Origin of the sequence: Acidovorax sp. MR-S7 (assembly GCF_000400995.2) — a bacterium.
GTDB lineage: Bacteria > Pseudomonadota > Gammaproteobacteria > Burkholderiales > Burkholderiaceae_C > MR-S7.
On record NZ_DF238984.1, the window covers coordinates 39,745 to 59,384 of the forward strand.

The following is a 19,640-nucleotide window of genomic DNA, read 5'->3' on the forward strand; positions in this document are numbered from 1 at the left end:
CCGTTCACGGACGCTTGCCATGCCTGCTGCCCTCACTCGCTCGACGATCATGTCCACCGCTCTGTGCGCGGCTGCTGCCTGGGTCCATGCCCAGTCACCCGACCCGCTATTTACCGTGCGCGATGGCGGCGGCACGGCGCGGGCCAGTGTGCATGGCACGGGCGCCTTGTACGTGGGCGGGGCTTATGACAACACCGTATTCACTCCTGTGGCGCCGGTGGAGGGGGCGGGCACTCGCTTGGTCTGGATTCCCGAAAAAGCGGCCTTTCGAGTAGGGCAGGTCACTGGCACGCAGTGGGACAGCGCGAACTTGGGCGACTACTCGTTCGCCGCCGGGCTGGATACGCGGGCCCTGGGCGCCCATGCAGTGGCATTCGGCAACGGCTCCGTCGCGGCAGGTGCCGCTTCGTTCGCCGCTGGGGACACGAATACCGCCAGTGGTGCAGCCTCCGTTGCGCTGGGCTACCACGCGCATACCAATGCCCGGCAGGGCAGTTTCGTGTTTAGCGACCGTTCCAGCGTGGACGAAGTACGGGCAGGCGTGAACCACTCCGCCAGCTGGCGCGTCAGTGGAGGCTTTCGCATCTTCACCTCGTCTAATCTGTCCACCGGTGTGACCATCCAGTCGGGTGCCTCGGTAAGCAACTGGGGGCAGGCGAGCGCGGTGATCTCCACCTCTACCGGAGCCATGCTCACCACTGGTGGGGTGTGGCAGAACGCATCGGATGTGAATCGCAAGCACCTGTTCGCACCGGTGGATGGCGAGGCGGTGCTGGCCCGCCTGCGCTCCGTGCCCATCCAGGAGTGGAGCTATCGCGCCGAACCGGGCGAGGTGCGCCATCTGGGGCCCACCTCGCAGGACTTCCGCGCGGCATTCGGCCTGGGCCAGGACGACAAGAGCATCGGCACGGTGGATGCCGACGGCGTGGCGCTTGCCGGCGTGCAGGCGCTGGACGCGCGCACGCTGCGCCAGGGCGACGAGATCGCCGCGCTGCGCGCCGAGAACCAGGCGCTGCGCGAGCGGCTGGCCGCCATCGAGCGCGCGCTGGGCGCGGCTGGTCAATGAAGGCCCTGACTGCTGCTGCGCTGCTGGCCGTGGGCGCGGCGCAGGCCGCTGTGGAGGTGGCGCCCGGCGCCACGGTCGAGATCGTGTCGCCGGGCGCGGTTGCCCTGCATTGCGGCGCGCTCGACGTGCACGGTGCGCTGGCCCTGCTCGGTGGCAGTGTGGAAGGGGCGGGTGACTTGGCCATCGCCGTGGGCGCTTCGGTGGCCGTGACCACCGGGACTCTGGAGGTGGGTGGTAGCTGGAGCAATGCGGGCAGCTTTGGCGCGGGAGCCGGCACGATCGCTTTCTCGGATGGCTGCTCGTCCGCGCCGGCCGTGCTGACCGGCGCCAACGCCTTCCATCACCTCGTGCTGACCAGTGCGGCGGGGCGCAGCTTCGTCTTCCCGCCGGGAGCCGACACCACAGTCTCTGGTTCGCTGACCCTGGCAGGCACGGGTGGAACGCCGATCCAGGTCGAGTCTTCTGGCGGGGGCGATGCGACCATCGCCCTGGGCCCTGCGGCATGGCGCATGCAAACGAATGCGCATGTGGCAGCGGACGTGCACTTCACCGGCGGCGCCGCTCCAGGCGCGCCCGCGAACGTGGTTGCCACGCCCGTGCCGGGCGGCGGCCAAGCCACTGTATCCTGGTCGGCTCCCGCCATCAGCGGCGGCAGCGCCATCACGGGCTATGCCGTCACGGGGTCGCCCGGCGGCTCCTGCACGGCTGGGCCGGCCGACACCAGTTGCCTCGTCGCAGGCCTGACCAATGGCGTGGCCTATACCTTCATCGTCGCGGCCAGCAACGATTCCGGCCCGGGTACGCCTTCCGACCCTAGCAGCCCTGTCACAACCCAGGGGGCGCAGGCCATCACCTTCCCCAACCCCGGCAGCCAAACCTTCGGCACTGCGCCTGTGCTGTCTGCCAGCGCCACCTCGCTGCTGCCCGTGGCGTTCGCCTCCGTCACGCCCGCCGTGTGCACGGTATCGGGCAGCACGGTCACGCTGCGGGCATCGGGTACCTGCACCATTGAGGCCACCCAGCCCGGCAACCCGGCCTGGGCTGGTGCCGCGCCGGTGCAACAGAGCTTCCCGGTCCAAGCCATAGCACCCGGTGCCCCCACGGGTGTGGCGGCAGTGCCGGGTAATGCCCAGGCATCCGTGCACTGGTCGGAGCCCGCTGCCAATGGCGGCGGTATCACCGGCTATGCGGTGCAGGCCGTGCAGGACCCCGCCAGGACCTGCGCCGTTGCGCCGCCGCTCACCCAATGCACCGTGCACGGACTGGAGAACGGGCGCACCTACACCTTCACGGTGCGGGCCATCAACGACGCGGGCGGCACCGGATCGGCCCCGTCCAGCTCCGTCACGCCGCTGGCCGATGCCAAGGCGTTCGCGGCCGAGTCCCCCACGGGCACGGGCTCCGTGTCGGTGAGCGTGGCCGGCGGCGGCGCCTGCGCGTTCGAGCGCGTGCAGCTGCTGCCCGCTGCCAGCGCCAGCACGCCGCTGCCGCTGGGCCTGGAACTGCCGCACGGCCTGCTGGACTTCGTGCTGCACGGCTGCGACGCGACGGCTGTCACGGTGACCGTCGCCTACCCCAGCGCGCTGCCGCAGGGCGTGCGCTACTGGAAGCTGCATGGCGGCGCCTGGGCCCCGTTCAGCGGCGCCCAGGCCAGCCCTGGCGCCACCACGGCCATGCTCACGCTGTACGACGGCGGCCCTGGCGACGATGACGGCGTGCCCACACCCAACGGCCGCATCGTGGACCCCGGCGGCGTGGGCGCGATGGCGGCCGGCGGCGCAGCCAGCATCCCCGCGCTGTCGCCGTGGGCGTTGGCACTGCTGGCGCTGCTGCTGGGTTGGCGTGGTCGCCGCCGACTCCGTTCGGGCGGCCGGGTTTGAAGTGAAATAGGCCTGCAGCGCTTGACTGGAAAGCGCAGGCCGCTATGAAAAACGGGGTGGCCCACCGGCCGTCAGGCCATGCCCAACACCACGCGCCGTGCCATGGCGCCCTTCTTCTCGATCTTGGCGACCACCACCGCGCCGATCTCGCCCGTGCGCGCCACGTGCGTGCCGCCGCAGGGCTGCAGGTCGATCTGCGTGCCGGCGCTGCCCACGCGCACCGTGCGCACCACGCCCGTGCCGCGCGGGGGCTGCACGCTCATGCTCTTGACGAGCTGGGGGCTGGCGTCCAGCTCGGCGTCGGTGATCTCGCCGATGGCCACGGCGTGGTCCTCGGCCACCAGGCGGGCTATGGCGGCGGTGAGCTGGTCCTTGTCCAGCGCGCCGTCCATGTGGAAGTCCATGCGCGCGTAGTCCGGCGTGATCGAGCAGCCGTTCACCGGCTGCGCGACGATGTGGCACAGCAGGTGCGTGGTGGTGTGAAAGCGCATGAGCCGGTGGCGCCGCTCCCAGTCGATGCGCGCCGTCACCGCGTCGCCCGCCGCCAGGCCCAGGGCCTGCTCGGGTGCGGGCAGGTGCACGATGCCGGCCGTGGGCTGGCCGTCGGCATCCTTGCCCTTGCGCGTGTCGGCGATGGGCAGCAGGCTGCCGTCCGCGCGCACCAGCACGCCGGCGTCGCCGGCCTGGCCTCCGCCCAGGGGGTAGAACACGGTGCGGTCCAGCACCACGCCGCCGTCGGGCGTGAGCGCGGTGACGCGGGCGCTGCATTCGCGCAGGTAGCTGTCTTGGCGGAAGAGGTCGTGGGTCATGGAAGGCGATGGTAGCGGGCGGGCCGCCAGGTCAGGCCTTGTTGGCCGGCATGGGCTGCGAACCCTGCAGCGCAGGACGGAAAACCATGTCCATCGCCTGCCGCAAGGCTTCGACGATGTGGCTCAGCTGGGCATCCAGGCGCGGCACGGGACCGCCCACACCGAGCGCGACGCCCTGGCCGTTCACAGGCAGGGGCAGTGGCATGGCCACCATGCCCGTCCCCGCAAAAACGCCGCCGCGCGAGACGGCAAAGCCGTAGCGGCGCGCCCATTCGAGCTGCTGCCGCACCTGCGGCCAGCGCACGGGCACGGTGATGCCGCGGCGCTCGCGCTGGGCCCGCCGCACGAGGGCGCGCACCGTGGCATCGTCCAGCCGGCTGAGAAGGGCCAGGCCGCTCGCCGAGGTACATATCGGGCGCAGCACACCCGGCTCGGTCATGACCACCTTGGGCCGCGCGTCCTGCGACACGATTTCGTAACGCACATAAGTGCCCAACTGCACCGCGGCGATGGCGGTCTCGCCCGTCTGGCGGTGCAGCCAGGCGACGGTGCGGCGGATCAGCGGATGGGTGGATATGCCGTCGCCGCCCACCCAGCGCCCCAGGTGGGCGACGAGCGCCGTGGGCGCATATTCGGCGCTGCTGCGGTCGTGCATGACGTAGCCGCGCTGTATGAGCGTGGCCAGCAATGCCGCCGTACTGGATTGGGGATAGCCGGTGCGCTCGACGATTTCGCGCAAGGTGAGCGGCGTTTGCAGCTGGTCGAACAGCTCCAGCAGTTCGAGCACGCGCGCGGCGCTCTTGACCTCGGAAGGGGCGGGCATGGCTTATGGGGACGGCAGGAACGCTTCTTCGCAGCGCTGGATGGCCTCCAGGCCCAGCAGATGCTCGATGGCCGGCACGCCCAGCGGCGCGACCGGCAGAGGGCCGTTCGCGCGCAGGGCGTCCAGATTGGCGCGCATGGCGCTGGCGGCCGTGGCCAGCGGCAACAGGGGGTGCGTGATGACGCTGGCCAGGCCGTGGAACGAGCGCGCGTCTTGGGTGGCAGCCCAGCCCAGGCTGGAGATGAACACGGGCTTGCCGCCCATCGCGGCGCGCAATTCGCCCAGGAAAGCGTGGCGCGCCAGCACCGGGCTGATGATCTTGATGGCGTCGGCACCCGCGGCGGCATAGGCGCGGGCGCGGTGCAGGGCCTGGGCTTCGTCGCGGGCGTCGGTGCGGGCGACGATGAGCATCGCGGGGTCGCGCCGCGCATGCAAGGCCGCACGCAGCTTGCCGCAGGCTTCCTCCACGCTGACAAGGTCGCTGGAAGTGGAGATCAGCGGGCAGCGCTTCGGGCTGCGCTGGTCTTCCAGCGTGATCGATGCGACGCCTGCCTGCTCCAGGTCGGCCACCGTCCGCATGACATTGATCGCATTGCCATAGCCGTTGTCGGCGTCGGCCAGGACGGGAATGGAAACGCGCCGCGCGACGTGGCGGCAGGCCGTGACCATCTCGGTGGCGGTGTACAGCTCGGCATCGGGCTGGCCCAGGAGGGAGGCGGAAACGCCGAAGCCTGAAACCACCACGGCCTCGAACCCGCTGGCCTGGACCAGCAGTGCGCTGAGTGCATCGAAGCAGCCGGGGACGACGAGGGGCGTGTCGCTTCGCAAACGCTCGCGCAGTGCGCTCCGTGCGGCGGAAGAGGTCATGCAGGTCTCCTGAAATTTGCGCCGAGCGTAGCCGCAGGGCGGGAGGGCGCGCAATGCCCGCGTCGAGTACGGCGGGGCGCATTCCATGGATGTGGAACCGCGGGGCCGAGCCACCGTTCTGCATCTTGCTGCGGCAGGCAGGTGTGTGATCTATTCGCCATCGTGCAATACGCGACACAAGGAGACTGGCACATGGCAGGACATATGGCGAAATGGTGGATGGCGGCGGCAGGCTTGGTGGCGGGGCTGCATTCGGCGGGCTGGGCACAGGAACAGGCCTGGCCGCAGCGTGCCATCCGCATCATCGTTCCCTTCGCGGGCGGCAGCGGCTCCGACGCCACGGCACGCTACTACGCGGAGAAGATGGCCCCGATGCTGGGGCAGCCGATCATCGTGGAGAACAAGCCCGGTGCCGACGGGGCCATCGGCATGGCGGCCGCCAAGGCCGCACCGGCGGACGGGTACACCCTGGTGCAGGGCGGCATTTCGCCCTCGGTCGTGAACGCGGTGCTGGTCAAGGACCTTCCCTACGATCCCGTGAAGGATTTCGTGCCTCTGCTGGGCTACGGGCGCAACATGAATGTGCTGGTGACGGGGCCCGGCTCGCCCCATGCCGATCTCTCCAGCGTACTCCGGCGCGCCCGCGAAGGAGACGTGCCGCTCAACGTGGGCACGTTCTCCACCACGCTGAGCCTTGCCGTGTCGTGGCTTGCCAGTGCCACGCAGTCGAAATTCACCAATATTCCCTACAAGGGGCAGGCCCAGGTGCTGACCGACGTGATGGGCGGGCAGGTCGATCTGGGCCTGGTGGACCTGGGGGGCGCCTCCACGCTGATCCGCAACGGGAAAGTGCGTGCGCTGGCGGTGACAGGGGAGCAGCGCAGCCCGGACTTTCCCCAGGTGCCCACGGTGCAGGAAAGCGGGGCGCAGGACTATGTGCTCTACAGCTGGAATGCCTTCTTCGTGCGCTCCGAGACGCCCGAGCACATCCGGACCAGGCTGGCACAGGCCATCCGCGCGGTGATGGTTGCCCCCGAGACGGTGGAGAAGTTCTACCGCCCCAAGGGGACGGAAGGCGTGCCTCTCGCCGCCGACAGGATGCGTGCCTTGCAGCTCGAGGAAATCGAGCGCTTCCGCAAGATCGCCCAATCCGTCGCGCCGGCAGCCCGTTGACAGCCATGTTCCCAGCGCCCAATCCCCTGCGGGTCAAGCTGCTCGCCGGCGAGCCGATCGCCGGCATCTATATCCAGACGAACAGTCCGGACTGCGTGGAGCTGGCCGCCGCCGCCGGCCTCGACTACGTGATCCTCGATGAGGAGCACGGCTCTTTCGGCATGGATGCCGTCGTGCACATGATCCGCGCCGCGGAGGCGAGCGGCATCGTTCCCATCGTGCGCGTGCCGCAGGTCTGCGCCACCGCCGTGCGGCGTGCCGTGGAGGCAGGGGCGCTGGGCGTGTACGTGCCTGACGTGCGCTCGGCGGCGCAGGCGCGTGCCATGGTGGCGGCGGCGAAGTTTGGCGCCCCTGCCGCAGGGCAGCGCCGCGGCGCCTGTCCCACCGTGCGCTCTGCGCGTGGCAAAGGGGCCGCGCAGTGGGAGGACTATGCGCGCTGGTGCGACGAGAACCTCATGGTGGCCCTGCTGATCGAGAGCGGCGAAGGGCTGGCCGCGCTCGACCAGATTCTGGCGGTGCCTGGCATCGACACCATCGTGCTGGGGCGCTTCGATCTCGTTCAGGAGATGGCGCTGGAAGGCGGGCGCTATGGGCCGGCGATGAATGCCCTGTTCGATGATTTCGCACGCAAGGCCGATGCGGCGGGCGTGCCGTATGTCGCCAGGTGGGACACCGGTGCGGCGGACTCTGCCCGCCAGTGCGCGCAGGCGCTTGACCGTGGCGCGCGAATCTTCAACGTGGGATCCGACCGGGAACTGATGCTGCGCGCGTTTCGCGGTGCGCTGGCGTCGTTGCGCTAGCGGCGGACGCGGGGCGGTGGCGCCCCTGGCCTGCGCGACTGCCGTATTGCTGGGCTTAACATCCGCGCATGCCCCATCCCTCCCGTTTCTGGTCCGACCTGTCCACGCACGATTTTTCCGAGGCCATGGCCTTGGGCCTCGCGGCGCGGACGGTGGCGGTGCTGCCCGTGGCCGCCGTGGAGCAGCACGGCCCGCACCTGCCGCTGCACGTGGACGCCACGCTGCTGCAGGGCGTGATCGGCGCGGCGCTGCCGCTGCTGCCGGCCGATCTGCCGGTGCTGTTCCTGCCGCCTATGACCGTGGGGCTGTCGACAGAGCATCTCTCTTATCCCGGCACGCTCACGCTCTCGCCCGCCACGCTGATCGCGCTGTGGTGCGAGCTGGGCGCCTGCGTGGAGCGCGCGGGGGTGAAGAAGCTGCTGCTGTTCAACGGCCACGGCGGCAACGTGGCGGCCATGGACATCGTGGCGCGCGAGCTGCGCCAGCGCCACGGGCTGCTGGTGTACAGCGCGAGCTGGTTCAGCCTGCCGCTGCCCGACAAGGTGCAGGGCCTCTTCAGCGCCGCGGAGCACCGCTTCGGCATCCACGGCGGGGAGATCGAGACGTCGATGATGCTGCACCTCGCGCCGCGCACGGTGCGCATGGAGCGCGCGCGCGACTGGCGCTCCACCTCGCAGGACCGCGCCGAGGCGCACGCCATCCTGGGCAACGGCAAGAGCGCCAAGATGGGCTGGGCCATGGAGGACTACCACCCGGCCGGCGCCGTGGGCAACGCGGCTGCGGCCACGGCCGACAAGGGCCGCGCGGTGGTGCAGGCGGCGGGCGAGGCGCTGGCACGGCTGTTGGGCGAGTTGCATGCGCTGCCGCCGGAGACGGTGGCGGACGGCTACATTGGATAAAAGAGAGTGGTCATGCAAATCGAATTCATTCGGCTCAAGAATTTCCGTGCGTTTCGGGATGTGACGCTGCGCGACATCCCCCGGTTTTGCGTGCTGGTGGGGGCCAATGGCACAGGCAAGAGCACTTTGTTTTCGGTGTTTGCCTTTTTGCGCGATGCGATGAGCAGCAATGTCACCGCGGCGTTGGGCCGGCTGGGCGGCAGCCGTGGCTTGGCGGAGGTTCGCAGCCGTGGCACGGCGGGGCCCATCGAAATCGAGATCAAGTTGCGCACGACGCTGGCCGAAGGGCGGTCGCGTCTCATCACGTATGAGTTGCGGATCGATGAGCGGGATGGCCGGGCGGTGGTTGAAAGGGAGATTCTCCAGTACCGGCGCGGCAGCAGCGGCAAGCCTTGGCGGTTCTTGGATTTTTCCAACGGCACGGGCGAGGCGGTGACGAATGAAATGGAGAATGTGCAGGACGAAACGCAGTTGCGGCGTGAGCAGCAGACCCTCAAGAGCCCGGATATCCTGGCGATCAAGGGGTTGGCGCAGTTCGAGCGTTTTCCTGCGGTGGTTGCGTTGGGCAACTTGATCGAGAACTGGCATCTGTCGGACTTTCACATCAGCCGCGCGCGGCCTGAGGCCGAGGCTGGCTATGCGGAGCATCTCTCGCGCGAGGGTGAGAATCTGTCGCTCGTGGTGGAGTACCTGTACCGCCACCACCCCACGGTGTTCGCCGCCATCTTGGACAGGTTGCAATCCCGTGTGCCCGGTGTGACGAAGGTAGAGGCCAAGACGACTGAAGAGGGCCGGGTTCTTCTCAAGTTCCAGGACGGGGCGTTCGAGGACCCTTTCCTGGCGCGTTATGTGTCGGACGGCACGATCAAGATGCTTGCCTACCTCGTGCTTTTGTTCGATCCGGTGCCGCACCCATTGCTGTGCGTCGAGGAGCCCGAGAACCAGTTGTACCCGTCCTTGCTCTGGGATCTGGCCGAAGAGTTCCGCTCTTATGCCTTGCGCGGGGGCCAGGTATTCGTGACCACCCATTCGCCCGACTTTCTCAATGCCGTGCAGTTGGAGGAGGTGTTCTGGCTCGTCAAGCGCGAGGGGTACACCAGCGTTCATCGCGCATCGGATGATCCACAGCTGGCTGCCTACATGGAGCAGGGCGACCAGATGGGCTACCTGTGGAAGCAAGGGTTGTTCGGGGGAGCCAATCCGTGATCGAGCACGTGGTGTTCCTGCTGGAGGAACCGTCTGCGCGTGATTTTCTGGAAGCGGTACTACCGGCAGCCGCGCCCGGCGGCATCCAGGTGCATTTCATGGTGTTCGAGGGCAAGCAGGATCTGGAGCGACAGCTGCCCCGCAAGCTGCGCGGCTGGCTGCGCCCGCACACCCGGTTCATCGTCATGCGAGATCAGGACAGTGGGGATTGCAAGCTCATCAAGCAAAGGCTGCGGCAGCTGTGTGTGGATGCCGGACGGCCGGACGCAGTGATCCGCATCGCATGCCGTGAGTTGGAAGCTTTTTTTGTGGGGGACTGGGCGGCCGTGGCCGAGGCGTTCCATAAGCCCGCGCTGGCAGCGCAGGCGCGTTTGGCCAAGTACCGGGCTCCTGATGTGCTTGAGAGTCCATCGCGTGAGTTGATGAAACACGTGCCCGGGTATCAGAAGCGTGACGGCGCACGGCGTATCTCCCGCTGCCTGCAGCCGCAGCGCAATGCGTCGGGCAGCTATGCCGTGCTTTGGCGGACTTTGCTGGGGTTGATCCAGGCGCGGTAGCGGGTCGTTGGCTGCGTTAGGCGTGCGTCGCCCAGCCCCGGTGCTCGTCCGTGTCCAGGTGCGGCAGGGTGTTGAAGGTCTGCAGCATCAGGCGCTTCGGGCTGATGCTGAATTCCGTCACCGCGCTGTTACGGATGCGCATGTTCAGCGCGATGGTGGCCTCGGGCGGGGTTGAGAGCACCAGGCCCACGGCGGTGGAGATGGGGCCGCCGCTGGAGACCAGCAGCACGTTCTGCCCCGCATGGCGCTGGCGCACGTGTTCCAGCGCGTCGCGCACGCCGCCGGAGAATTCCACCCAGCTCGGCATGCCGGCGGGGCTGATGGTGCCGGCCATCCACTGCGCCAGCGCGTCGCACAGCAGGCGGAAGTGCTGGCGGTACAGCTCGGGCGTATCGGGCCGGGGCAGCGGCGCGGGGTGGATGGCGTGGATCAGGGCATGGCTGTCGTATTCGTTCAGGCCGGGCAGGCACAGCGGCTCGGGCGCGGCCTGCAGGCCTTCGGCGATGCCCTCGAACGTCTGCGCGTGGCGGCGCAGCGTGCCGCTGAGCACGGCGTCGAAGCGCAGGCCGCGCTCGCGCCAATAAGTGCCCAGGCGCACCGCCTGCTCGCGGCCGCGCGCGCTCAGCTGGTCGTAGTCGTCCGCGCCGAACGAGGCCTGGCCGTGGCGCACGAGGTAGAGGGTTCCCATGGGCCGCGATTGTGGCCAAAAGGTCCGCCAGCGCTTGTCACGCGGGTGACCTGAGCTATGGTTTTGGTAGCTACCCGGCGCGCGCCCGGGCCGCGTCCGGCAGCAGGCGGCGCTCCTGCAGCCGCCTGAACCACTTGCGGAACATGTCCTCGGTGTCGATGCAGGCGTGGAAGCCCGCCTGCCGGATCTTCACCGAGCTCATGATGACCGGCGCCAGCGGCCCCTCACGGCCGTGGTTCATCTGGAAGTCGGCATAGGCCGCGCCCTGGCCGATGAAGGACGCGAGGTCGCGCGGCGCAGCCAGCTGGTATTTGTCCACGATGCGCTCCCACGCCGGCTGCTGCGTGGGCAGCAGCGCGGCGAGCGACTGCGGCTCGGGCGCGCCCGCGGCCATGCCCAGCGCGTCGGCGATGGCGGGCCAGACGTTCTGCCAGACGAACACGTCGCCGTTGTCCAGGTTGAAGGTCTCGTTGCGAGCGTTGGGAGATTCGGCGGCCCAGGCGCAGGCCTGGGCGATCAGGTCGGCGTCGATGGCCTGGTTCACGCGCGCCGGGCCGCCGGGGTAGGCCAGCGGCTGGCCCTGCTCGTGGCGCAGCCAGGCGTAGACGCCGATCGCGGGGATCGGGTTCATGTGGCTGCCCATGGCGTCGCCGAAGACGATGCGCGGGCGCATGATGCTGAAGTGCCACGCACCGCCCGAGCGCGCCTGCCGCTCGCGCAGGAAGTCCTCCTGCAGCCAGTAGAAGTTCTCGTGCGCGTCGCGCGGCCAGCGCTCGCGCGCGGGCACGGCGATCTGCGGGTGGATGTGTACGCCGTAGGCCTTGCCGCCCTGCATGATGGTCACGTGGCGCAGCGGGCCGCCGGGGCGGTCCAGCGGCTCGACCACGTTGCGCAGCATCGCCAGGTTGATGCGCATCTGCTCCTGGTCGCGCCAGCCGCCCACCAGGCCGCCGGGCTGCTCGTAGACGGCGGCGTAGACCAAGTGGGTGATGTCGTCGCGCCCGCCCAGCGCGGCGGCGCAGGCGGCGCTGTCCTGCAGGTCGAGCTGCAGGGCTTGCGCGCCGGGCGGCGGCGCGATGGCGCGGCGCGCCACGCCGATGGCGTCCCAGCCGGGCAGGCTGGCGAAGTGGCGCAGGCACGCCTGGCCGACGACGCCCGTGGCGCCGACGATGAGGGCCGTGCTCATTTTTTCACCAGCGGGCACTTGGACTGCGGCAGCGGCAGGAAGGCCTTGTCGCCCGGCACGGTGGCGACAAGCTTGTAGTAGTCCCACGGGTACTTGGACTCGGCCTGGGATTTGACCTCGAACAGGTACATGTCGTGCACCATGCGCCCGTCCTCGCGGATGCGGCCGTTCTTGGCGAAGAAGTCGTTGATGGGCGTGGCCTTCATCTGGGCCATGACCTTGGCGGTGTCGTCGGTCTTGGCGGCCTGCACGGCCTTGAGGTAGTGCATGGTGGACGAGTAGGCGCCCGCCTGGCTCATGTTGGGCATCTTCTTCATCTTCTCGAAGTAGCGCTTGGACCAGGCGCGCGTCTCGTCGTTCATGTCCCAATAGAAGCCCTCGGTGAGCATCAGGCCCGCGGCCGTGCGCAGGCCGATGGCGTGCACGTCGTTGATGTACATGAGCAGGCCGGCCAGGGTCTGCTTGTTCTTGCCCTGGGTCAGTCCGAATTCGCGCGCGGCCTTGATGGTGTTGACCGTGTCGCCGCCCGCGTTGGCCAGCCCCACCACCTGGGCCTTGCTGCTCTGCGCGCTCAGCAGGAACGAGGCGAAGTCGGTCGCGCCGATCGGGTGCTTGGCTGCGCCCAGCACTTTGCCGCCCTGGGCCGTCACCACGGCGCTGGCCTGCTCCTGCAGGCTGTGGCCGAAGGCGTAGTCGGCGGTGACGAAGAACCAGTCCTTGCCGCCGCGCTGGGTGATGGCGCTGGCCGTCACGTTGGCCAGGGCGTAGGTGTCGTAGACGTAGTGCACGGTGCTGGGCATGCACAGGTCGTTGGTGAGGCGGTCCAGGCCCGGGCCGTTGAAGATGATGACCTTCTGCTTCTGCTTGGCGATCTCCAGTGCCGCCAGCGCAGGGGCGGAGACGGCCACGTCCATGATCGCGTCCACCTTGCCGGTGTCGAACCACTCGCGCGCCTTGCTCGACGCGATGTCGGCCTTGTTCTGGTGGTCGGCCACGATCAGCTCGATCTTCTTGCCGAGCACCTGGCCGCCGAAGTCATCGATGGCCATCTGGATCGCCGCGGCGCTGCCCGGCCCGGTGATGTCGGCGAACGGGCCGTTCAGGTCGGTGAGGATGCCCAGGCGCACGACATCGTCGGAGATCTGCGCGTTCTGCGCGCCGGCCGCCGTGGCCAGCAGGGCGAGGCCGGCGCACAGCGCGCGGCAGGCGCGGCGGACGGGGGTGGAAGAGGGGTGCATGGTTGTCTCCTGATAGTGGTGAGGGTCAAAGCGTGGCGATGGGGGTGACGGGCGAGCCCACGGCGCCGGGCAGGCGCAGCGGCGGGGCGGTGAGCAGGAAGCGCGTGCGGCCGCTGGCGTGCAGCCGGTCGGCCAGCTCCTTGAGGTACCAGAGCTCGCCGAGCGGCAGCCCCAGCTTGAACAGGCAGTGCTCGTGCAGCGGCAGAACGGGGTAGGGCGAGCCGTCTTCGGGCACGCGCCGGGGCGGGTGGCGCTCCACGGCGTAGTTGTCGGCGATCAGGGCGGCGATGCCGCTGTCGGTGATCCACGCGAGCAGCTTCTCGTCGCCGCCATCGAGCGCCGCGCAGCTGTGGTGCAGCCGGTGCGCGTCGGGCTGGCGCTGCATGGACAGCACCAGCTCGGCGAAGCCCGTGCGCAGCAGCAGCATGTCGCCGGGCTCCACGGTGGCGCCGCTGAGCTCCATGGCGCGCATGAGTTCGTCGTAGCCGATGTCGCGGAAGTCCATGCCGTAGGCGCGCTCCAGGTCCACGAGCACGCCGCGCCCCTGCATGCCCTTGACGGCGAGGTGCTCCACGCCCAGCGCGCGGGCCACGCTTTCATCCGGCGGGCGGCCCTCGCAGCACACGGGCTGGTAGCGCGCGGGGGCGCCGTCCTCGCCGCGCGCGGGCAGGCCGTGGTCCTGCGGGCCCAGGATGTGCTCGTGGCCGCGGTAGCCGTTGTAGTACGTGGTGCGCAGGCGGCCGTCGCCCTCGGGGTCGAACAGCGCGCCCACGTGGGCCAGCGAGTCCCACTGCGTGGAGTACTGCAGCGACAGCAGCACCTGGTCGTCGCTGACCACGTCGGTGGCGCCCGCGTACACGTGGCCCAGCGGGAAGTTCACGTAGGGCACGTCGCCGCGCCGCGTGGGGCGCAGCACGGGCGGGTGGCGGCGCGGGTTCAGGCCGTTGCCGCCGGGGTAGTCCAGCGGCAGCGACAGGCACAGGCTCACGCCTTCGCGCACTTCCAGCGCGCCCTTGCGCACCTGCTCGGGGCCGATCAGGTTGGCGCGGCCCAGTTGGTCGTCGGGTCCGAAATCGCCCCAGTTGGAACCGGCGGGGCGTTGTCTCCATCGCTGCATGCGTTTGCCTCCTGCGCCGCATGGACGTGCGGCGGCGGAGGCAATGGTGTTGGTGCGGCGCACCGCGCGTCAAACGCCGCGCGGGAAATTTTGGTCAGTGAAATCGATTGCCGGGAAAACCCTGGCGCAAGCGGCTTACACGGGAGCAGGAGTTTCGTCTGCCAAAACCTGTGCGAACAGCGCGGCATCCACGTTGCCGCCCGTGAGTGGCACGCCCACGCACTGCCCGCGCAGCGCATCCTTCTCTTGCAGGGCTGCGGCGAAGGCGGCGGCACCCGCGCCCTCGGCCACGTTGTGGGTGTCGGTGAACAGGGCGCGCATGGCGGCGGCCACCTCGCCGTCGCCCACCTGCACCAGGTGGTCCAGGTGAGGCATGAGCAGCGCCAGCGCCTGCGGATCGGCCACGCGCACGGCCATGCCGTCGGCGATGCGGGTGCTGACGGGCGCGGCCACCACTTGGCCGGCGGCGAAGGAGTCGGCATAGGTGGTGGCGTGCCGGCTCACCACGCCGACCAGGCGCACGCGGTGGCCCAGCGCGCGCTTGGCGGCCACGGCCGAGCAGGCGCCCGAGCCCAGGCCGATGGGCACGTAGGCCACCTGCATGTGCGGCACGGCGCGCAGGAACTCCCACCAGTACGTGGCCACGCCGCGCAGCAGGTCGGCATGGAAGCTGGGCACCATGTGGGCGCCGCGCTCGGCGGCGAGGTACAGGGCGTGCTCGCGCGCGGCCTGGAAATCTTCGCCGTGCTCGACGAGCTGCACGCCCAGCGCGCGCATGGCGGCGTTCTTCTCCACCGAGTTGCCGTGCGGCACGACGATGGTGCAGGCCACGCCGTGGCGGCGCGCGGCCCAGCCGATGCTCTGGCCGTGGTTGCCGCGCGTGGCGCTGATGACCTCGCGCGGCAGCGCGCCGCGCTGGGCCATCTGGCCGAAGTAGGTCAGGCCGCCGCGGATCTTGAACGCGCCTACGGGGTTGTGGTTCTCGTGCTTGACCCAGCATTCCGTGCCCAGGCGTTCGCCGAGCAGGCCCCAGCGGTACTGGGGCGTGGGCTGGAATTCCTGGTAGACGGTGCGTGCGGCGTCTTCGATGTCGGCAAGTAGGGGCAGGGAGGCGTCGGTCATGGGTGGCATTCGGTGGGATGGCTGGCGATGCACACGGGCCCCAGCGGCGTGTGCAGCGTGGCGGCCAGGCGGGGCGCGCCGGCCCAGTCCACGGGCACGTGCCGCAGCCCGGCGCTGGCGCAGGCGTCCGCCAGGGCGGCGGCCTGCGGGTGCTGCAGGCGCAGCGACTGCAGCTGCACGCCGCTGTCGGGCAGGCCGTGGCAGGGGTGGCGATCGCCCCATTCGATCAGTGTGGGCAGGCAGCCGTCCATGAGCCGCTGGCCGTCCTCGCGCACGGTGATGCGCCATTCCAGCAGGCCCAGCGAGGTGGGGCGGCTGGCGGTGATGACCTCGCCGCGCTCCACGCCGCGCGCGGCCAGCACTGCATGGCAGGCGGCGATGTCCGGCACGCAGGCCACCCAGTGGATGAGCTGCGGGCCGCTGCGGGCCACCTGCGCGTGCAGGGCCGGGTCGTCCATGTCGAACCAGCGTCTCGCGCCCATGGGCCGTGCGCTGGCAGCTCCTGGTTTGATAGCGATGATCTCCAGGTAGCTGCGCGGGTGCGCGGGGCTGGAGATATTGAGCAGCCGGTTGTGCGTGCCCATGAGCGGGTGCTCGCCGCCCTTGGCCGGGTCCACGCCCAGCGTGCGGCGGCACCAGTCGGCGCCTTCGCGCAGGTCGGCGGCCAGCACCACGAGGTGGTCGATGCCGGGGCAGCAGGATGCATCGGTCACAGCCAGACCTCCCCGTGCACGCAGGGGGCCACGTGGCCGCCCACCCACACGGTGGCGCCTTCCTGCTCCACCTGCACCAGTCCTTCCATTCCCAGGGCCACGCCCTGGCTGGCGCGGTAGGGCGCCTGGATGTGGCCTTCACCCAGCAGCCACTGCGCCAGGCTGGCATTGAAGCTGCCGGTGATGGGGTCTTCGCGCACGGTGGCGCCGGTGCGGAAGAACACGCGCACCTCCAGGTCGGGCTGCGCTGGCGACGAGGAATCGGCCTGCACGAAGGCGCGCGCCTCGCGGCTGGCGCGGCCGATCAGGGCCACGGGCGGGCGCGGGTAGAGCGCGGCCAGGCCCACTTCCACCCCCAGGGCGTGCAGCGTGGCCAGGTCGGGCTGCAGGGCCAGCAGGCGGTCCGGGTCGTCCAGCAGCAGGGCCCAGAAGTTGGGGCCGTTGTCGAGCTGCTGGCAGGCCCGCACGTCGCCGAGCTCCAGGCCCAGTGCGCGCAGCACGGGCGCCAGCTGCTCCTCGGTGATGGGGCGGCGCACGCTGGGAGGGGCGGCGAAGGCCAGGGCGCCCTGCGCGTCCACGCGCAGTGGCACCAGGCCCTTGGCGCATTCCTGCACCACGCGGCCGGGCTGCCGGGGCTGGCCGCCTGTGGCCAGCCAGGCGTGGCAGCTGCCCAGCGTGGGGTGGCCGGCGAACGGCAGCTCGCCGCCGGGCGTGAAGATGCGCACGCGGTAGTCGGCGCCGGGCTGCGTGGGCGGCAGCAGGAAGGTGGTCTCCGACAGGTTGGTCCAGCGCGCGAAGCGCTGCATCTCGGCGTCGGCGAGGCCCTCGCCATCGAGCACCACGGCGAGCGGGTTGCCGAGGTAGGGCGTGGGCGAGAAGACGTCGACCTGCATGAAGGGGCGTTGTTTCATTTCAATTTTCCAGAGCGCTATGCATGACCCACCACCTGCGGAACTGGCGCGCCCCAGCCAGGGCCGCCGTGCAAGGGCCGCCCCGCCGCACGGGCGGCGTCCCCCTTCCCGTAGCGCGCAGCGCGTAGAGAGAAGGGGGAGGCGGCGTAGCCGCTCAGGGGGTTTTTGCGCGGATAGCGGCGGCCAGCGCGGCAATGCCCGAGTCGATCTGTGCCGGGCTGGCCGTCACGAACGACAGGCGCAGCGTGCGCGTATCGGCCTCGTCGGCATAGAAGGCCGCGCCGGGCACGAAGGCCACGTTGCGCTCCACGGCTGCGGGCAGCAGGTCGATGGCGCTCATGCCCTCGGGCAGGCGCACCCACAGGAACATGCCGCCGTCGGGGCGGTTCCAGGTGACGGAGAGACCTGCCATCTCGCGCTCCAGCGCGGCCAGCATGGCGTCGCGCTGCTGCTTGTAGAGCGCACGGATGGTGGGCACGTGGTGCTCCAGGAAGCCGCCCTTCATCACCTCGGCCACCATGCGCTGGTTGAAGCCGGGCGTGTGCAGGTCGGCGGCCTGCTTGGCCTGCAGCAGCTTGGGCAGCACCGCCTTGGGCGCGACGATGAAGCCCAGGCGCAGGCCGGGCGCGAGCACCTTGGAGAAGCTGCCCAGGTAGATGCAACCCTCGGGGTTGCGCGCGGTGAGCGGCGCGGGCGGGGGCTGGTCGAACCAGAGTTCGCCGTAGGGGTTGTCCTCGACCAGCGGCACGCCCAGCTCGGCCGCCTTGGCCACCAGCGCGGCGCGGCGCGCGTCGCTCATGGTGCGGCCCGTGGGGTTCTGGAAGTTGGGCAGCACGTACATGAAGCGCGCCCTGTCCGCGCCCGTGCCGGCCTGGGCCGCGAAGTCCTCGACCACCACGCCCTCGTCGTCGCTCGCCACGCTCACCACGTGGGGCTCCATCGGCGTGAAGGCCTGCAGCGCGCCCAGGTAGGTAGGCGTCTCCACCAGCACGCGGCTGCCGGAATCGATGAGCACCTTGGCGACCAGGTCCAGGCCCTGCTGCGAGCCGGTGGTGATCAGCACCTGGTCGGGGTCGACCTGCCAGGGCAGGAAGTCGGCCACGGCCTGGCGCAGGGGGCCGTAGCCCTCGCTGGCCGCGTACTGCAGGGCCGAGGCGCCATCCTGCCCCAGCACGGCGGCGCAGGCCTCGGCGAACTCGCGCACGGGGAAGGTCTTGGGCGAGGGTAGCCCGCCCGCCAGGCTGATGATGCCGGGCTTCTCGGTCACCTTGAGGATTTCGCGGATCACCGAGGGGTTCATCTTCTCGGCGCGTGCGGCCAGGGTCCAGTTCGTCATTCAGTCATCTCCATCAACAATCCACTATTTTCCGCGGGCCACGGGCATGCGCCGACCGAGGGCCACGGTGGCCAGCACCGCCAGGCCGAAGCCCACGCTCACCGCGTCCAGCGATTCGCCGAGCAGGGGCACGGCGAACAGCATGCTCATGAAGGGCTGGGCGAGCTGCACCTGGCTCACGCGCACGGTGCCGCCCAGGGCCAGGCCCCGGTACCAGGCGAAGAAGCCCAGCCACATCGAGAACACCGCCACGTAGGCGAACCCCACCCAGGCCGCCGCCGGCAGCGCCGTGCGCGGCCACGACAGCGCGCCCAGTGGCAGCGTGACGGGCAGCGACAGCACCAGCGCCCAGCAGATCACCGCGTCGGCGCGCATGCGCTGGGACAGCCGCGCGCCATAGCCGTAGCCCACGGCGGCGCAGGCCACGGCCGCCATCAGCAGCAGGTCGGCCGGGTGCAGTGCCAGCCCGTCCTGGCCCGAGCGCAGCAGCGCGAAGACGACGACCAGCGCCGAGCCGAGCAGCGCGCAGGCCCAGAACGCCGTGCTGGGCCGCTGGCGGTGCAGCAGCGCGCCCACGGCGGCGGTGGCCAGCGGCAGCAGGCCGATGATGACCGCCGCGTGCACCGCGCCCACGTGGCGCATGGCCACCGAGGTGAGCAGCGGGAAGCCGAACACCACGCCCAGCGCGGTGACCGCCAGCGGCCACCAGTCGGCGCGCGCGGGCAGCGGGGCGCGCTGCGCCAGCAGCAGCGCGGCCGACAGCAGCCCTGCCACGGCCGCGCGGCCCATGGCGATGAACAGGCCCGACATCAGCGGCGCCTCGGGCGTGCCCACGGCCAGCCGCGTCATGGGCAGCGTGAGAGCGAAGATGGCCACCCCCAGCAGACCGAGCAGCAGGCCACGCGATTCCTGGGCGGAGGGTTCCGCCGCAGCGGCGCGGGCCGTCATGCGGCCACCATCCACAGCGCCGTCGCCACCAGCACGGCGGCCATGGCGCGGTTGAACCAAAGCAGCCGCCGGCCGTGCGCCAGCCAGTGGCGCAGCAGCGCGCCCATGGCGGCATAGGTGAGGTTGCTGGTGAAGGCGAAGGCCACCATCACCGGCACCACGATGGCCAGGCGCTGCAGGTGGTCCTCGCGCCCCACGATCCAGCCGGCCACTATGGTCAGCGCCAGCAGCCAGGCCTTGATGTTCACGAACTGCAGCGCCGCGCCTTCCCAGAAGCCCACGGACAGGCGGGGGGGGGCGG

At 70.3% G+C, this 19,640-nt stretch carries 20 protein-coding genes; 7 read left to right on the forward strand and 13 right to left on the reverse strand.

Annotation, left to right across the window (positions count from 1 at the left end; all coding sequences use genetic code 11):
- Positions 1 to 49 precede the first annotated feature (49 nt).
- Positions 50 to 1,066: a tail fiber domain-containing protein gene (locus AVS7_RS24600; RefSeq protein ID WP_024001951.1), complete on the forward strand. Its 1,017-nt coding sequence runs from the start codon at positions 50 to 52 to the stop codon at positions 1,064 to 1,066.
- A complete protein-coding gene (locus AVS7_RS20320) occupies positions 1,063 to 2,946 on the forward strand; it encodes a fibronectin type III domain-containing protein (protein WP_049696976.1) in 1,884 nt (627 codons plus the stop codon). The genes AVS7_RS24600 and AVS7_RS20320 overlap by 4 nt, the downstream gene beginning before the upstream one ends.
- Before the next feature lie 71 nt (positions 2,947 to 3,017).
- Here AVS7_RS20320 and AVS7_RS20325 read toward each other — a convergent pair whose 3' ends face one another.
- Genes AVS7_RS20325 through AVS7_RS20335 form a run of 3 tightly spaced genes read right to left on the reverse strand, consistent with a single transcriptional unit; the run spans position 3,018 to position 5,445 of the window.
- Positions 3,018 to 3,755 (reverse strand): alanyl-tRNA editing protein, encoded by a 738-nt coding sequence (locus tag AVS7_RS20325; RefSeq protein WP_020229904.1) that lies wholly within the window; start codon positions 3,753 to 3,755, stop codon positions 3,018 to 3,020.
- 31 nt (positions 3,756 to 3,786) lie between these two features.
- Complete coding sequence (locus AVS7_RS20330) at positions 3,787 to 4,578, reverse strand: IclR family transcriptional regulator (RefSeq protein ID WP_020229905.1); 792 nt, start codon at positions 4,576 to 4,578, stop codon at positions 3,787 to 3,789.
- Positions 4,579 to 4,581: 3 nt separating this feature from the next.
- Entirely contained in the window at positions 4,582 to 5,445 is an 864-nt protein-coding gene (locus AVS7_RS20335) for an oxaloacetate decarboxylase (protein ID WP_020229906.1), read from the reverse strand.
- Positions 5,446 to 5,637: 192 nt separating this feature from the next.
- On the opposite strand from AVS7_RS20335, the gene AVS7_RS20340 reads away from it, so the two are divergent.
- The 5 genes from AVS7_RS20340 (at position 5,638) to AVS7_RS20360 (ending at position 10,080) form a co-directional block, all read left to right on the forward strand.
- A complete protein-coding gene (locus AVS7_RS20340; RefSeq protein WP_024001953.1) occupies positions 5,638 to 6,618 on the forward strand; it encodes a tripartite tricarboxylate transporter substrate binding protein in 981 nt (326 codons plus the stop codon).
- Positions 6,619 to 6,623: 5 nt separating this feature from the next.
- Positions 6,624 to 7,418, forward strand: a complete 795-nt coding sequence (locus tag AVS7_RS20345) for an HpcH/HpaI aldolase/citrate lyase family protein (protein ID WP_020229908.1) — start codon at positions 6,624 to 6,626, stop codon at positions 7,416 to 7,418.
- Between the two features lie 68 nt (positions 7,419 to 7,486).
- Positions 7,487 to 8,317, forward strand: a complete 831-nt coding sequence (locus AVS7_RS20350) for a creatininase family protein (protein ID WP_020229909.1) — start codon at positions 7,487 to 7,489, stop codon at positions 8,315 to 8,317.
- A 12-nt stretch (positions 8,318 to 8,329) separates the two neighbouring features.
- Positions 8,330 to 9,523, forward strand: coding sequence for an AAA family ATPase (locus AVS7_RS20355; protein WP_020229910.1), 1,194 nt, complete (start codon positions 8,330 to 8,332; stop codon positions 9,521 to 9,523).
- A complete protein-coding gene (locus AVS7_RS20360; RefSeq protein ID WP_020229911.1) occupies positions 9,520 to 10,080 on the forward strand; it encodes a DUF4276 family protein in 561 nt (186 codons plus the stop codon). Before AVS7_RS20355 ends, AVS7_RS20360 begins: the two co-directional genes overlap by 4 nt.
- A gap of 16 nt (positions 10,081 to 10,096) precedes the next feature.
- Here the strand turns inward: AVS7_RS20360 and AVS7_RS20365 are convergent, their stop codons facing one another.
- The 10 genes from AVS7_RS20365 to AVS7_RS20410 all read right to left on the reverse strand — a co-directional run.
- Positions 10,097 to 10,768, reverse strand: a complete 672-nt coding sequence (locus tag AVS7_RS20365) for a histidine phosphatase family protein (RefSeq protein WP_020229912.1) — start codon at positions 10,766 to 10,768, stop codon at positions 10,097 to 10,099.
- Positions 10,769 to 10,838: 70 nt separating this feature from the next.
- Positions 10,839 to 11,954 carry an SDR family oxidoreductase gene (locus AVS7_RS20370; RefSeq protein ID WP_020229913.1) on the reverse strand — a complete coding sequence of 372 codons (1,116 nt, stop codon included), beginning with the start codon at positions 11,952 to 11,954 and terminating at the stop codon, positions 10,839 to 10,841.
- On the reverse strand, positions 11,951 to 13,192 hold the full coding sequence (locus tag AVS7_RS20375; protein ID WP_020229914.1) for an ABC transporter substrate-binding protein: 1,242 nt from the start codon (positions 13,190 to 13,192) through the stop codon (positions 11,951 to 11,953). The genes AVS7_RS20370 and AVS7_RS20375 overlap by 4 nt, the downstream gene beginning before the upstream one ends.
- Positions 13,193 to 13,217: 25 nt before the next feature.
- Positions 13,218 to 14,309 (reverse strand): cyclase family protein, encoded by a 1,092-nt coding sequence (locus AVS7_RS20380; protein ID WP_020229915.1) that lies wholly within the window; start codon positions 14,307 to 14,309, stop codon positions 13,218 to 13,220.
- 135 nt (positions 14,310 to 14,444) lie between these two features.
- A complete protein-coding gene (locus AVS7_RS20385; protein ID WP_020229916.1) occupies positions 14,445 to 15,431 on the reverse strand; it encodes a threonine dehydratase in 987 nt (328 codons plus the stop codon).
- Positions 15,428 to 16,144 carry a VOC family protein gene (locus AVS7_RS20390; protein WP_020229917.1) on the reverse strand — a complete coding sequence of 239 codons (717 nt, stop codon included), beginning with the start codon at positions 16,142 to 16,144 and terminating at the stop codon, positions 15,428 to 15,430. Before AVS7_RS20390 ends, AVS7_RS20385 begins: the two co-directional genes overlap by 4 nt.
- On the reverse strand, positions 16,141 to 17,055 hold the full coding sequence (locus tag AVS7_RS20395) for a PhzF family phenazine biosynthesis protein (protein ID WP_024001955.1): 915 nt from the start codon (positions 17,053 to 17,055) through the stop codon (positions 16,141 to 16,143). The genes AVS7_RS20390 and AVS7_RS20395 overlap by 4 nt, the downstream gene beginning before the upstream one ends.
- Before the next feature lie 154 nt (positions 17,056 to 17,209).
- The gene (locus AVS7_RS20400; RefSeq protein WP_020229919.1) at positions 17,210 to 18,391 is read right to left on the reverse strand and encodes a PLP-dependent aminotransferase family protein; all 1,182 of its coding nucleotides are present in this window, start codon (positions 18,389 to 18,391) and stop codon (positions 17,210 to 17,212) included.
- A gap of 24 nt (positions 18,392 to 18,415) precedes the next feature.
- A complete protein-coding gene (locus AVS7_RS20405) occupies positions 18,416 to 19,339 on the reverse strand; it encodes a DMT family transporter (protein WP_020229920.1) in 924 nt (307 codons plus the stop codon).
- Positions 19,336 to 19,640, reverse strand: a 305-nt coding sequence (locus AVS7_RS20410) for a hypothetical protein (RefSeq protein WP_020229921.1), incomplete at its 5' end; no start/stop codon positions are given. The genes AVS7_RS20410 and AVS7_RS20405, both read right to left, overlap by 4 nt.